This is a genomic window from Streptomyces sp. bgisy027, assembly GCF_057710365.1.
Genome location: NZ_JBYIVZ010000023.1, coordinates 1 through 12,964, shown reverse-complemented (window position 1 = coordinate 12,964; position 12,964 = coordinate 1). Strand labels below are relative to the sequence as shown.

Below are 12,964 nucleotides of genomic sequence, written 5' to 3'. Positions count from 1 at the left end.
CCGCCGGCGCCGCCCCTCCTCCCTGGAGTGCTCCCATGACCACGGCCCTGTCCGACTTCGACCGCTGGGTCCTGCGCCCCGCTCCTCGCACCGCCCCCCTCCTCCGGCTCATCTGCGTGCCGTACGCCGGAGGCGGCACCGCCGCCTTCCAAGGTTGGAGCGATCTGCTGCCGGACACCGTCGAGCCCTGGTTCCTCCGTCTGCCCGGCCGCGAGGCCCGCTTCCGTGAGGAGCCGCGCACCGACGTGCCGGTTCTGGTCAAGGAGGCGGCGGCCGTCCTCGGACCCGCACTGGGCGGCCCGTACGCTCTGTTCGGCCACAGCCTGGGCGCGCTGATCGCGTTCGAACTCGCCCGCGAACTACGCCGTTCCCATGGCAAGGAGCCCGTCCACCTCACCGTGTCCGCCCGCTCGGCCCCCCACCTGGCCCTCCGCCACGCCGTCGTCCACCAACTCCCCGACGACCTGCTCCTGGAGGCACTCGACCGGCGTTTCAACGCCATCCCGCCGGCGATCCGCGACGACCCTCAGATGCGCGCCCTGTACCTGCCGGTGCTCCGCGCGGACGTCACGCTGCTGGAGACGTACGTCCACACGCCGGCAGCACCGCTGCCCTGCCCCGTCACGGCCTACGGCGGCGAGGACGACCCGGAGTTCGGTCCCGGCGAGTTGGAGGGCTGGGAGCAGCACACCGCGTCCGCCTACCGCCTGCGTGTGTTCCCGGGCGGTCACTTTTTCCTGAACTCCTGCCGTGCCGAGTTGGTCACGGACATCACGGGGGATCTCCATGCCGCGACGATCCCCTGACTTGAAGCCCTCACCGCCGGCCGGCTGCTGCGCATGTGTCCACGACCGAGTCCTCCTCGCACGCCATCACGGCGCCGAGGACGAGGAGAATCACAGCGTGAGGTGAGCCTGCTCAGTCATCCCTCGGCTGCGGCGCGGGGATGAGCGACGCCGCCACCGCCTTGTTCACCGCGTCCAGTCGCGAGACCGCTCCGAGCTTCCGGAAGACGTTGCGCAGGTGGCGCTTGACCGTCCCCTCCGCGATGTTCAGTCGGCGGGCTATCTGGGAGTTGCTCAAGGCATCCGCGGTGAGGGCCAGGACTTCGCGTTCGCGTTCCGAGAGGACGTCCTCCGGGGCCTGATTGACCCGAGCGAGGCCCTGCTGGGACACAGAGAGAATCACGTGACCCGGTCCGCGGTCGACGACGACACTGTGGATCGCCGAGATCAGTTCGTGGCGCGTCGACCCTTTGACGAGGTAGGCGCTGGCGCCCAGGGCGAGCAGTTCCCGGGCCAGTACGACGTCGTCGTGCATCGTCAGCACGACGACACGGGAACGCGGCGACACCCGGCGCAGCTGGGGGATGGTCTCGCGGACGCCCTGGCCGGCCATCTCGACGTCGAGGACGACGACGTCAGGACGCAGCTCGGATGCCTTCTCGCAGGCGTCCTTTCCGCTGTGGGCCTCGCCGACGACCTCGACGCCGCCGGCCGCCGTGAGAATCTCCGTCACGCCTTCCCGGAACAGCGTGTGGTCGTCGGCTATGAGGATCCTGATCGGTCTACGTGGAATCGCCACCCGTATCCCCCTTCAGCGGTAAGAAGGCCAAGACGCGTGTGCCGCAGCCCGGCTGCGACTCCACGGCGACGCTGCCGCCGAGCAGTTCGGCACGTTCCCTCATGGAGAGGACTCCGCTGTGGCCACGGGGCGCGGTGGTCACAGGGTCGAACCCGACGCCGTCGTCCTCGACCGCGGCGCGTACTTCGCCGGGTGCCACGTGCACCTCGACGGTGATGAGCGTGGCGCGGGCGTGGCGCACTGCGTTGCGCTGTGCCTCACGGACGATGAGGAAGAGCTCCTCCGCCACTCCGGGCGGCAGCCAGGATTCGTCCCCCGTCACCGAAACCCGTACCTCGGCGCCGTGTTCGCCCATACCCTCGAGGTCCCGGTCGAGTGCCGTGCGCAGCGACGCCGTGTCGATCCGGTGACGCAGGCCCGTCATCACATCGCGCAGGCTGCTCAGTGACTCGCGCACGGTCGCGCGAGCAGCATCGAGCTTCTGCTGCGCGAGGGCCGGTTGCTCCTGCTGGTACAGCTCGTGCAGTTCGAACCAGTTGAGGGCGGTGCCCAGGTGGCCGGCCACCTCGTCGTGCAGTTCTCTCGCGATACGTCGGCGTTCGTCGTTGTGCGCACTGCCGATGCGCTCCAGGAGATAGCCGATGTGGGCCACCGACCGGGCCGTGTGACTGGCCACGATCTGCCGGTGCAACAGAGAGAAGAGGACGGCCGTCTCGGCCGCACTGGGGCGGCCGGCCTCGGGTTCGTCCATCAGTACGACGACCACCGCGTCGAACAGCGCCGCCGCGGCGCGCCCGGACTCGACCGGGTGGGTACGCGGACCACCGGGCTGCGGAGCGTCCGCGCCCAAGTAGTCCGTACCGTGCGGCAGGTAGGTTCCGCGGTGCAGCTCGGAGATGACGTGAGCGATGATCCGCCGCGCCTCGGCAAGATAGCGTTCGGCGTTCTGCTCCCCCCTGAGCAGGGAAGAGTCGGTGCTGTGCAGTGCCGCGTCATATGCCGCGAGGATCTCGTCCATACGGCGTTCCAGCACAGCAGCGGCACTGCTGCGCATGCCCTGTTTCGTCTCCATGCTGAGACACCCCCGTTGACCAGGTGAACACATCCTCATTGCACCTGTGTCTGAATTTCGAAGACTACATCGACCGCTTGAGCAAGCAACGTTAAGAAGGCGTCAAGATCACCTTTGCGGTCCAGGTCCGGCGCGCGATGTACCCCGAAAGACACATCCGGTGATGCCTCCCTGGGCGCCGACACTCCGCTCTTTGTTGATACCGGTCGACCAGTATTATTAACCTCGTATCAGCGAGACAGCGCACAACCGCTCTCCGGTACCGCGAGAGGGGATCTGTCGGCCGGGGGAGGCATCAGATACATGAACGTTCTGATCGTCGAGGACGACGACGGGATGGCCGAAGCGCTCGAAGAGGCACTGGGCGTCCACGGGTTCCGCACCCGACGCGTCAACACCGGGGCCGAGGCACTTGACCATGTCGCGCACGTCGGCCTCGTACTGCTGGACCTCGGCCTGCCGGACCTCGACGGTCATGAGGTGTGCCGTCGTATCCGCGAGGTGTCGTGCGTACCGGTTGTCGCGCTCAGCGGACGGACCGAGGAACTGGACCGGGTCATGGCCCTGCACATGGGCGCGGACGATTTCGTCGCCAAGCCCTTCAGCCGCCATGAGTTGGTGGCCCGGATCCGGGCCATTCTCCGACGGGCCGGCGGCTGCTCCGTGCACGGGACGAGCCAGACCTCCGCCGCGGCCCCCGTACCGTCGTACCAGCCGGTGTTCCCCTCCTTGATTCCCGCCCAGGCCGTGGCACCGGCCATGGTCCCGGCGGCGACTTCGCCGGTCACCGCGGCTGTCCCGGCACCTGCACTCGTCATGCGGTCGCAGTCGGCCGCGGAGCAGCCCGTCAGCGAACAACCTCGGCTCGCCCAGGACCCCTTGCGGGCGGGCCCGATCCAACTGGACCCACGTACCCGCAAGGTGTTCGTACGCGGCGAGGAGATACGCATCACCCGCAAGGAGTTCGACCTCTTGACGATGCTGCTGGAGGAGCCCGGCACGGTCGTGGCGCGCCAGGAAATCATGTCCCGCGTGTGGGACGAGAACTGGTTCGGATCGACCCGCACGCTCGACGTCCATGTGGGCTCGCTGCGTACCAAGCTCGGCGACACGCGGTGGATCGAGACCGTTCGCGGGGTCGGCTACCGGCTGGCGGTCCCGACAGCCGCACATACCTGAGACAGGACCGACGACGATGACGATCAGCCTGCCCGCCCCCGCACCGGTTCCCGTGCCGCCCCTTCCCAGCGGCAGTTCCCCCACGGTCGCCGCGGCGGCCGCACACCAGGTGCGCGGGCCTCTGTCCTCCGTACGCCTGCGCCTGGAGCTCCTGCTGGACCGGCTCCCGGGGGCGTCGGACACGGCCACGAGACGTGAGGTCCACGGCGTACTGCACGAAGTGGAGCGTCTCTCAGACGTACTGGAGCAGGTTCTCGCCTGGGGCACCGTCGAGCAGGAGAACGATGCCCCGGTGGAGACGGTCGACGCACTCGGCGTGGCCGCCGCCCGGGTCGACGCCTGGCACGTCACGGCCGCCACGCGCGGCGTACGGCTGTGCCTGGACGGCATCGCGGTCACGGGAACCCAGGTGCGCGGTTCCCTGGAGCAGTGTCTGGACGTGTTTCTGGACAACGCGCTGCACGTCACGCCGGATGGCGGCGGTGTTCTGGTCACCGTCCACGAGGGGCCCGCCGAGATCCGGGTGGAGGTCTGCGACCAGGGGCCGGGCATGACGGAGGACGAGATCGCCCATGCGGGCGAGCCGTTCTGGCGGGGCACCGCAGGACACGGGCGCCAGGGGACCGGACTGGGACTGACCATCGCCGCCGCCCTCCTCTCGGCCTCCGGCGGGCGTCTCGAACTCGGCCGCGCACCCTCAGGGGGCTTACGCGCGGTCGCGGTTCTGCCGCGCGCGGACTGAGATCGCCGCACGAGGGGGCAACCCGCTACCTCAGGGCCAGGCTGATCCCCGTCCGGCGAGCGACGGTCACCAGGAGCACCGTGACGAGCAGGGCACCGCCGCCGACGGGCACATAGGTCGCCGTTCCGTCGGCGCCCGCTTCGGTGACCGTCCACACGATCTTGGCCAGGGCCGCCGCGTCGAAGACGACGATCCCCCAGCCCAGGGAGCGACGCCACAAGGCAACGCAGAATCCCGTGAGCAGCAGAGGCGCCAGACAGAGCATCAGGACCTGGAACGGGTTCGGCCGGGTGAGGAACTCCCGCTCCATGTCGAGCACTCCCTGGATCCGCGGGTCCGGATGAGCCGGGGCGGGGAACCAGAAGAAGCTCGTCAGCAGGGCCACCAAGGTGAGGGCGAGCGCCCAGGGTCTGCGGCGCCATGCGAAGTAGGCGAGCGGCAGGAAGAACAGGGGCCTGATGTACCAGCTCAAAGGATTGGCGTGACGCGCCCACGCCCAGCGAAGGAGATCGGAAAGGTGGTCGGACACTGCCTGCACGGCTCTCCTGCGCGACGGAATTCATCGATGACACAAGGCGAACCGCCTTTCGCGCCACCGTGTCACGGGAGGGACGTGGTGCGGCTCTTTGTGCGAGGCCCCGGCTGCCCCGGAGCCGAAGGGCTGAGGCCGCCGGAGTGGGGTCGAACGCGACCCCGGTCTTCATGGAAGTCTCCCCCTACGCCTCGGCCGCCCTCCCCGGGGGATGTAGGAGGGCGGCCGAGAGTGATGGGTCCGAACGCCGGTCAGACGTTCAGGTCGCGGTTCCTGAACCGGGCGAGGCCCAGTCCGAACAGCACCGCGGGAGCGATGAGCAGCACGAGCATGGCCGGGTCGAAGCCCTCACGCAGCGGGCTGCCGCCGAGGTAGTAGTGGAAGGCGGACAGATACTTCAGCGGCTCGATCGCCTCGGACTGGGTCGCCAGCGCGTTGACGATGAAGGAGAAGGCCCCGTAGCCGGCCGTCACGCCGAGCGTGAGCGTACGGCGTCCTGTGATCGCGCCGGTCGCGAAGGCGACCGCCGCGAAGGTGATCACGAGGAAGGCCAGTCCGACGACCGTGACGAGCAGGTTGCCGAACTCGACCTTCATGTCGAGCGCGGAGTTGAGCACCGCGAGTTCGAGCAGGACGACGAGCGAGAAACCCCCCACCGCCAGGCACGTCGCGGCGAACCGCTGCACCAGCAGCTGGCCGCGTTCGATCGGCTGAGCGAGGTAGAGGTCGAGCAGACCCGTCTCCTCCTCGCCGGCGACCGACTTCGAGCCGGTGATCGTGACGTAGACGAGGAGCAGCAGCGGCACGATCATGCCGAGGATCGTGGCCCGCAGGAAGCCGGGCCCGGTCGACAGGTCGTCGAAGGCCAGAGCCTTCTGGAAGCCGCTGGGGTCCTGGGTGACCTTGTCCGGGTCGAAGCTGGAGGTGTACATCAGGGTGACCAGAGCCAGTCCGACCGCCCAGAAGATCAGGCCGCGGCGCTGATCGCGCAGCGCCTTGCCGAAGACGGCGAGTGGTTCAGCGGACACCGTGCATCTCCTCCTTGGGCTCCTGCGCGTAGGCGTGCAGGAAGATTTCCTCGAGATCCGGCTCCTCGCACACCAGGCTGACCACGGTGTGCTGAGCAGCCGCCTTGACGAGCGCGTCGGCCGCGCCGTCGAGCGTGCAACTGAGCGTGTTGGCCCGGACGTCGACGTCACGCACACCTGGCAGGACGGCGAAGTGGCGGGGATCCACGGGGTCCGCGAACCGGATCTCCACCCGGCGCTGCGCCTGCTCCAGCAGGGTGTCGACGTCCGAGACCGAGATGAGCCTGCCGCCGCGGATGATGGCCACCCGGTCGCCGACGTGCTGCACCTCCGACAGGATGTGCGAGGACATCAGGACGGTCTGCCCGTTCTGCTTCGCTTCGCGGACCATCGCCAGGAACTCCTGCTGGACCAGTGGGTCCAGACCGGTCGTCGGCTCGTCGAGAATGAGCAGGTCGGGGTTGTGCATGAAGGCCTGGATGATGCCGACCTTCTGCTTGTTGCCCTTGGACAGGTTGTGCACGGGCCGCTTGAGGTCCACGTTCAGCCGCTCGGCGAGCGACGGGATCGTGGCCTTGTCCACCCCGCCACGGACCTTGGCCAGGAACTCCAGGAGTTCCAGGCCGCTGCCCCGCCCCGCGAGCGGAAGCTCGCCCGGCAGGTATCCGACACGCCGGCGGAGCTCACTGCCGCCGTCGCGCGGGTTCTTGCCGAAGAGTTCCATCCGGCCCGCGGAGGGACGGATCAGATCGAGCAACAGCCGGATGGTCGTGGTCTTGCCCGCACCGTTGGGGCCGAGATAACCGAACACTTCCCCCTGGTTGATGCTCAGCGAGAGTCCATCCAGGGCTTTGTGTTTCCCGTAGGACTTACTGAGTCCCTCGGCCAGCGCCACAGGGGTCATGCTGCATCCGCTCCTTCTTCTCTTGCTCCCAGCGACTCCAGACGAGGGGCATCTCGCGTTCCAGCCACTCGTAGAAGTCGTACATCTCCTGCAGACGCCGGCTCCGTACCGGCGGCTCGTCTGCCAGCAACTCCAGTCCGCGCGCAGTAACCCGCTTGAATTCGCCGTATCTGGAGGCCTGGGTCATGGCGTGCTCGATCCAGGCGTGAGGGTTGATGCGATAGCGGTCACCCCGTTCTCCCGGCCTGCGGAACCGCTCGACCAGTTGGCTGGGCACCAGGTGCCGCAACGCCGTGCTGATCGAGCCGATGCTGACGGAGAGCGCCTCGGCGATCTGACCGAGCGTCTGCTCGGCCGGGTCACAGATCAGCAGCCAGCCGATGGCCCGGCCGGACATGCGGATCAAACCCTGCTGCTCCAGTTGCAGAGCGACTGCCTCGACGAACTCCAGCTCCTCCGAAGTGGCCGTCGTTCCCGTCATCAACCTTCACCCCCTTTGGTTTGTTCAGAATACACTGAACAGACAGCACGTACTAGTCGTTCTGCTGTTGCTGCGAGTGCGAAACCTTCCGCAGGACCGCGTGCCCTTCGAAGCTAGAAGGTGGATTCCCCCAGAGCATCGCTCTGACCTGCCGCTACGTCGAAGGTGGTGGGGGCGCGCTACTCCTTTCGGGACACCGGGCCCGCCGTCCGTTGCCCCGCCTCCGCGGACCTTCCGACCATCGGTGCACCAGGAACCAACCACGCCCCGAACGGGAGAACCGCATGTCTTCTCGGCTCTTCACCTCGGAGTCCGTGACCGAGGGCCATCCGGACAAGATCGCCGACCGGATCAGCGACACCGTCCTGGACGCACTCCTTGCGCAGGACCCCACAGCGCGCGTCGCGGTGGAAACCCTGATCACAACTGGCCAGGTACACGTGGCCGGTGAGGTCACGACGAGTGCGTACGCCGACATCCCCACCCTGGTGCGCGACGCCGTGCTCGACATCGGCTACGACTCGTCCGCCAAAGGATTCGACGGCGCCTCGTGCGGCGTCTCCCTCTCCATCGGCGCTCAGTCGCCCGACATCGCACAGGGCGTCGACACCGCGTACGAGGCACGGGTCGAAGGTGATGGTCATGAGCTGGACCGGCAGGGCGCCGGCGACCAGGGCCTGATGTTCGGTTACGCCACCGACGAGACACCCGAACTGATGCCGCTGCCCATCAGTCTCGCCCACCGGCTGTCCCGCCGGCTGGCCGAGGTCCGCAAGAGCGGCGACGTCCCCTATCTGCGCCCGGACGGCAAGACCCAGGTCACCATCGAGTACCAGGGCAGCAAGCCGGTCCGTCTCGACACCGTGGTCGTCTCCTCGCAGCACGTCTCCGACATCGACCTCGGCTCGCTCCTGACACCTGACATCCGCGAGCAAGTCGTCGAGCACTCCCTCAAGGAACTCGCAGAGAGTGGCGTGAATCTGGAGACGGACGGTTACCGGCTGCTGGTCAATCCGACCGGCCGCTTCGAGATCGGCGGCCCGATGGGCGACGCCGGCCTCACCGGCCGCAAGATCATCATCGACACCTACGGCGGCATGGCGCGCCACGGTGGCGGTGCCTTCTCCGGCAAGGACCCCTCGAAAGTGGACCGTTCGGCCGCGTACGCGATGCGCTGGGTCGCCAAGAACGTCGTCGCCGCGGGCCTCGCCCGCCGTTGCGAGGTCCAGGTCGCCTACGCCATCGGCAAGGCCGAGCCCGTGGGCCTGTTCGTCGAGACCTTCGGTACCGCGACCGCCGCCCAGCACGTCATCGAGAAGGCCATCACCGAGGTCTTCGACCTTCGCCCGGCCGCCATCATCCGCGATCTGGACCTGCTCCGCCCGATCTACGCCCAGACCGCCGCCTACGGACACTTCGGCCGTGAGCTGCCCGACTTCACCTGGGAGCGGACAAGCCGTGTGGAGGCACTGCGCGCGGCAGCCGGGCTGTAGGACGTACGCCCCACACGTCCACCCACCGCCGAAAGGACAGCCCATGAGCATCGTCGAGGAGAGGAACTCGGCGCATCCACTGCACGCCTTCACCGTGGTGGCGCCCACCCGCATCCCGGCTCCGCGTTCCGCACCTGCCCCCGCCCAGCAGCAGCCGCGTGTGCCCACACTGCGCGAACGGACCGCCGAACTGGCCGGACTGCGCGAACGGGTCAGCAGCGGCCCCAGCCCCGAGGCGACCGAGGCACAACATGCCAAGGGCAAGCTCACGGCGCGGGAACGTCTGGAACTCCTCTTCGACGAGGGGACGTTCACCGAGGTGGAGCCGTGGCGTCGGCATCGCGCGACCGGTTTCGGCCTGGAGGCGAAGCGGCCGTACACCGACGGGGTCGTCATCGGTTGGGGCCTGGTGGACGGGCGCCGGGTGTTCGCGTACGCCCATGACTTCCGCATCTTCGGCGGGGCTCTGGGGGAGGCACACGCCCAGAAGATCCACAAGATCATGGACCTGGCCGAGGCCGCCGGCGCACCGCTGATCGGCCTGTGCGACGGGGCCGGCGCGCGTATCCAGGAGGGGGTCACCGCCCTCGCCGGATACGGCGGCATCTTCCAACGCAATGTCCGCAACTCCGGGGTGATCCCCCAGATCAGCGTCATCACGGGCCCGTGCGCGGGTGGCGCCGCCTACTCCCCCGCCCTGACCGACTTCGTCTTCATGGTGCGCGGCACCTCCCAGATGTTCATCACCGGCCCCGACGTCGTACAGGCCGTGACCGGCGAGAAGATCACCCACGACGGGCTGGGCGGCGCCGACGTGCACGCCGCCACCTCGGGCGTGGCCGCCTTCGTCCACGACGACGAGGAGAGCTGTCTCACCGACGTGCGCTATCTGCTGTCCCTCCTGCCGTCGAACAACCGCGAACTCCCGCCCACCACACCGACGGACGACCCGGCGGACCGGCGTTGCGACGCGCTGCTCGACCTCGTGCCCGCCGATCCGAACCAGGCGTACGACATGCGCCGGGTGATCGAGGAGATCGCCGACGACGGCGAGTACTTCGAAGTCCACGAACGCTGGGCGACCAACGTCGTCTGTGCCCTGACCAGGCTCGGCGGAGAGGTGGTGGGCGTCGTCGCCAACCAGCCGTCGAGCCTGGCCGGGGTGCTCGACATCCACTCCTCGGAAAAGGCCGCACGCTTCGTCCAGATGTGCGACGCCTTCAACGTCCCGCTCGTCACGCTGGTGGATGTCCCGGGCTTTCTGCCGGGCATCGACCAGGAGCACGGCGGTGTCATCCGGCACGGCGCCAAACTGCTGTACGCGTACTGCAACGCGACCGTCCCGCGGGTCTCCGTAGTGCTGCGCAAGGCGTACGGCGGCGCCTACATCGTCATGGACTCCCGCTCCATCGGCACCGATCTGGCGCTCGCCTGGCCAGTCAACGAGATCGCCGTCATGGGCGCCGAAGGCGCGGCCAACGTGGTGTTCCGACGCGAGATCGCCGCGTCCGACGACCCGGCCCGCACCCGGGCCGAGCGGCTCGCAGAGTACCGGCGGGAGCTGATGCACCCGTACTACGCCGCCGAGCGAGGCCTCGTCGACGACGTGATCGACCCCGCCGACACCCGCACCCGGCTCATCGACGCGCTCACCGCCCTGAGGGCCAAGCACGCGCCGCTGCCGAGCCGCAAACACGGGAACCAGCCGCAATGAGCGCCGCCATACGGGTTCTGCGCGGCGACCCGGACCCCGAGGAACTGGCCGCCGTCACCGCGGTGCTGCTCTCCCTCGCGGCACGGGACGAGGAGGCCCTGCGAACCGCGCTGAAGCGGCCGGGAGCCGGCTGGGCCCTTCGTCAGGGAGCTCATCGCGCCGCAGGCACCTGGCTCTCCGTGCCACGTCCGACGTGGCAGCCGCCCGAGTGAACCGCCCCACGCCGCCCCGGCACCGGGCCCACGACCTCCTAGGGAGAAACGCCGTGCGCATCGCAGTGACCGGCTCGATCGCGACCGACCATTTGATGGTCTTTCCAGGCCGCTTCGCCGACCAGCTCATCTCCGGGCAGCTCGACCGGGTGTCCCTGTCCTTCCTCGCCGACCGGCTCGATGTGCGGCGAGGCGGCGTGGGTGCCAACATCGCTTTCGGCCTCGGCCGGCTCGGACTGCACCCCACCCTGGTCGGGGCGGCGGGCGCCGACTTCGCCGAGTACGGCGACAAGCTGCGGTCAGCCGGTGTGGACACGTCCGCGGTACGCATCAGCGAAGGGCTGCACACCGCGCGCTTCGTGTGCACCACCGACACCGACCAGAACCAGATCGCCACGTTCTACGCGGGGGCCATGGCCGAGGCCCGCAACATCGACCTCGGTGTCGTACAGCGCGCCGTCGGCGGCCTCGACCTCGTGCTGGTCGGAGCCGACGATCCGCAGGCCATGCTGCGGCACACCGCGGTGGCGCACGATCTCGACATCGACGTGGCAGCCGACCCCTCGCAGCAGCTCGCCCGCCTCGACGCCGAACAGACCAAGCGCCTGGTGAACAGGGCGCGTTGGCTGTTCACCAACGAATACGAGGCGGCACTGCTCCAGGAACGCACCGGCTGGAGCGAATCCGACGTGCTGAGGAGAGTCGGCACTTGGGTCATCACACGCGGCGAGGACGGGGTTTCCCTCCTTTCGGTCCACTCCGCACGCGTGGACATCCCGGCGGTGGCCTCGGAGGCGATCGCCGATCCGACCGGCGTCGGTGACGCCTTCCGCGCCGGCTTCCTCGCCGGCATCGCCTGGGAACTGCCGTACCCACGAGCGGCCCAGCTCGGCTGCGCCTTCGCCACTGTGGTGCTCGAGTCGGTGGGGACACAGGAGTACAAGCTCGTCCCCGGCGACCTCGTCTCCCGCATCGACCGCGCCTACGGCCGTTCGGCGGCCGAGGATCTCGAGTTTCTGCTGGTAAGCGCGTCATGAGCGGCGAGCAGAGGCAACGCGTCCATGCGCTCCGGGAGGCGCTCGCCACCCGGGTGGTGGTGGCCGACGGAGCGATGGGCACCATGCTGCAGGCGCAGGATCCCTCACTGGACGACTTCCAGCAGCTGGAGGGCTGCAACGAGATCCTGAACGTGACCCGTCCGGACATCGTCCGCTCGGTGCACGAGGCGTACTTCGCAGTGGGCGTGGACTGTGTGGAGACCAACACCTTCGGCGCCAATCACGCGGCTCTCGGCGAATACGACATCGCCGGCCGTGTGCACGAGCTGTCCGAGGCCGGTGCCCGCGTCGCCCGTGAGGTGGCCGACGAGTTCACCGTCAGGACAGGACACCAGCGGTGGGTCCTCGGTTCCATCGGGCCGGGCACCAAGCTGCCCACGCTCGGCCATGTGTCGTACGGCGTGCTCCGGGACGCCTTCCAGCAGAACGCCGAGGGTCTGATCGCGGGCGGCGCGGACGCGCTGCTGGTGGAGACCACGCAGGACCTGCTGCAGACGAAGGCGGCGGTCCTGGGCGCGAATCGAGCCCGCAGCGCACTGGACGTGGACGTGCCGGTGCTGGTGTCGGTAACGGTGGAGACCACCGGCACCATGCTGCTGGGCTCGGAGATCGGTGCCGCGCTCACGGCGCTGGAGCCGCTCGGCATCGACATGATCGGCATGAACTGTGCGACCGGCCCCGCCGAGATGGGCGAGCACCTACGGCACCTGGCCCGCAATGCGCGCGTGCCGCTGTCCTGCATGCCCAACGCCGGCCTTCCGGAGCTCACCAAGGGCGGTGCCCACTACCCGTTGACGGCAGGCGAGCTGGCGGATGCGCAGGAGTCGTTCGTGCGGGAGTACGGCCTGGCGTTGGTGGGCGGGTGCTGCGGTACGACGCCGGAGCACCTGCGGCAGGTCGTGGAGCGGGTTCGTGATCTGGCCCCGACCGTCCGTGACCCGCGCCCCGAACCCGGTGCCGCCTCC

Annotated in this window: 14 protein-coding genes; 8 read left to right on the top strand and 6 right to left on the bottom strand. The window is 68.8% G+C overall.

Annotated features, from left to right (window positions below):
* Window positions 1-35: 35 nt before the first annotated feature.
* On the top strand, window positions 36-806 hold the full coding sequence (locus AC3ETA_RS23775; protein WP_432194919.1) for a thioesterase II family protein: 771 nt from the start codon (window positions 36-38) through the stop codon (window positions 804-806).
* Between the two features lie 112 nt (window positions 807-918).
* On the opposite strand, the gene AC3ETA_RS23770 is transcribed toward AC3ETA_RS23775, so the two are convergent.
* Window positions 919-1,584 (bottom strand): response regulator, encoded by a 666-nt coding sequence (locus AC3ETA_RS23770; RefSeq protein WP_432194918.1) that lies wholly within the window; start codon window positions 1,582-1,584, stop codon window positions 919-921.
* The gene (locus tag AC3ETA_RS23765) at window positions 1,568-2,656 is read right to left on the bottom strand and encodes a sensor histidine kinase (protein ID WP_432194917.1); all 1,089 of its coding nucleotides are present in this window, start codon (window positions 2,654-2,656) and stop codon (window positions 1,568-1,570) included. Before AC3ETA_RS23765 ends, AC3ETA_RS23770 begins: the two co-directional genes overlap by 17 nt.
* 303 nt (window positions 2,657-2,959) lie before the next feature.
* Here AC3ETA_RS23765 and AC3ETA_RS23760 point away from each other — a divergent pair, with 303 nt between their 5' ends.
* Together AC3ETA_RS23760 and AC3ETA_RS23755 are read left to right on the top strand one after the other, a co-directional pair.
* Entirely contained in the window at window positions 2,960-3,835 is an 876-nt protein-coding gene (locus AC3ETA_RS23760; RefSeq protein WP_432194916.1) for a response regulator transcription factor, read from the top strand.
* A gap of 16 nt (window positions 3,836-3,851) precedes the next feature.
* A complete protein-coding gene (locus AC3ETA_RS23755) occupies window positions 3,852-4,577 on the top strand; it encodes a sensor histidine kinase (RefSeq protein WP_432194915.1) in 726 nt (241 codons plus the stop codon).
* A 25-nt stretch (window positions 4,578-4,602) separates the two neighbouring features.
* On the opposite strand, the gene AC3ETA_RS23750 is transcribed toward AC3ETA_RS23755, so the two are convergent.
* From AC3ETA_RS23750 to AC3ETA_RS23735, 4 genes are all read right to left on the bottom strand, one after another.
* Window positions 4,603-5,049, bottom strand: a complete 447-nt coding sequence (locus AC3ETA_RS23750) for a hypothetical protein (RefSeq protein WP_432194914.1) — start codon at window positions 5,047-5,049, stop codon at window positions 4,603-4,605.
* Between the two features lie 311 nt (window positions 5,050-5,360).
* Window positions 5,361-6,137 (bottom strand): DUF2705 family protein, encoded by a 777-nt coding sequence (locus tag AC3ETA_RS23745; protein WP_432194913.1) that lies wholly within the window; start codon window positions 6,135-6,137, stop codon window positions 5,361-5,363.
* Complete coding sequence (locus tag AC3ETA_RS23740) at window positions 6,127-7,041, bottom strand: ABC transporter ATP-binding protein (RefSeq protein WP_432194912.1); 915 nt, start codon at window positions 7,039-7,041, stop codon at window positions 6,127-6,129. Before AC3ETA_RS23740 ends, AC3ETA_RS23745 begins: the two co-directional genes overlap by 11 nt.
* Window positions 7,007-7,522, bottom strand: a complete 516-nt coding sequence (locus tag AC3ETA_RS23735) for a GbsR/MarR family transcriptional regulator (protein ID WP_432194911.1) — start codon at window positions 7,520-7,522, stop codon at window positions 7,007-7,009. The genes AC3ETA_RS23740 and AC3ETA_RS23735 overlap by 35 nt, the downstream gene beginning before the upstream one ends.
* 284 nt (window positions 7,523-7,806) lie before the next feature.
* Between AC3ETA_RS23735 and metK the strand changes: the two genes are divergently transcribed.
* The 5 genes from metK to AC3ETA_RS23710 form a co-directional block, all read left to right on the top strand.
* Complete coding sequence (gene metK, locus AC3ETA_RS23730) at window positions 7,807-9,015, top strand: methionine adenosyltransferase (RefSeq protein ID WP_432194910.1); 1,209 nt, start codon at window positions 7,807-7,809, stop codon at window positions 9,013-9,015.
* A 43-nt stretch (window positions 9,016-9,058) separates the two neighbouring features.
* Window positions 9,059-10,729, top strand: coding sequence for an acyl-CoA carboxylase subunit beta (locus tag AC3ETA_RS23725; RefSeq protein WP_432194909.1), 1,671 nt, complete (start codon window positions 9,059-9,061; stop codon window positions 10,727-10,729).
* The gene (locus AC3ETA_RS23720) at window positions 10,726-10,941 is read left to right on the top strand and encodes an acyl-CoA carboxylase subunit epsilon (protein ID WP_432194908.1); all 216 of its coding nucleotides are present in this window, start codon (window positions 10,726-10,728) and stop codon (window positions 10,939-10,941) included. The genes AC3ETA_RS23725 and AC3ETA_RS23720 overlap by 4 nt, the downstream gene beginning before the upstream one ends.
* A 53-nt stretch (window positions 10,942-10,994) precedes the next feature.
* Window positions 10,995-11,978 (top strand): carbohydrate kinase family protein, encoded by a 984-nt coding sequence (locus AC3ETA_RS23715; RefSeq protein ID WP_432194907.1) that lies wholly within the window; start codon window positions 10,995-10,997, stop codon window positions 11,976-11,978.
* Window positions 11,975-12,964 (top strand): homocysteine S-methyltransferase family protein (locus AC3ETA_RS23710; protein ID WP_432194906.1); only part of this gene is annotated, 990 nt, incomplete at its 3' end. The genes AC3ETA_RS23715 and AC3ETA_RS23710, both read left to right, overlap by 4 nt.

What these genes read in the sequence shown, in the direction of transcription:
- AC3ETA_RS23775 (WP_432194919.1), top strand. Translation starts at nt 36, where the DNA reads ATGACCACGGCCCTGTCCGACTTCGACCGCTGGGTCCTGCGCCCCGCT.
- AC3ETA_RS23765 (WP_432194917.1), bottom strand. Translation starts at nt 2,656, where the DNA reads ATGGAGACGAAACAGGGCATGCGCAGCAGTGCCGCTGCTGTGCTGGAA.
- AC3ETA_RS23760 (WP_432194916.1), top strand. Translation starts at nt 2,960, where the DNA reads ATGAACGTTCTGATCGTCGAGGACGACGACGGGATGGCCGAAGCGCTC.
- AC3ETA_RS23755 (WP_432194915.1), top strand. Translation starts at nt 3,852, where the DNA reads ATGACGATCAGCCTGCCCGCCCCCGCACCGGTTCCCGTGCCGCCCCTT.
- AC3ETA_RS23740 (WP_432194912.1), bottom strand. Translation starts at nt 7,041, where the DNA reads ATGACCCCTGTGGCGCTGGCCGAGGGACTCAGTAAGTCCTACGGGAAA.
- AC3ETA_RS23735 (WP_432194911.1), bottom strand. Translation starts at nt 7,522, where the DNA reads ATGACGGGAACGACGGCCACTTCGGAGGAGCTGGAGTTCGTCGAGGCA.
- metK (WP_432194910.1), top strand. Translation starts at nt 7,807, where the DNA reads ATGTCTTCTCGGCTCTTCACCTCGGAGTCCGTGACCGAGGGCCATCCG.
- AC3ETA_RS23725 (WP_432194909.1), top strand. Translation starts at nt 9,059, where the DNA reads ATGAGCATCGTCGAGGAGAGGAACTCGGCGCATCCACTGCACGCCTTC.
- AC3ETA_RS23720 (WP_432194908.1), top strand. Translation starts at nt 10,726, where the DNA reads ATGAGCGCCGCCATACGGGTTCTGCGCGGCGACCCGGACCCCGAGGAA.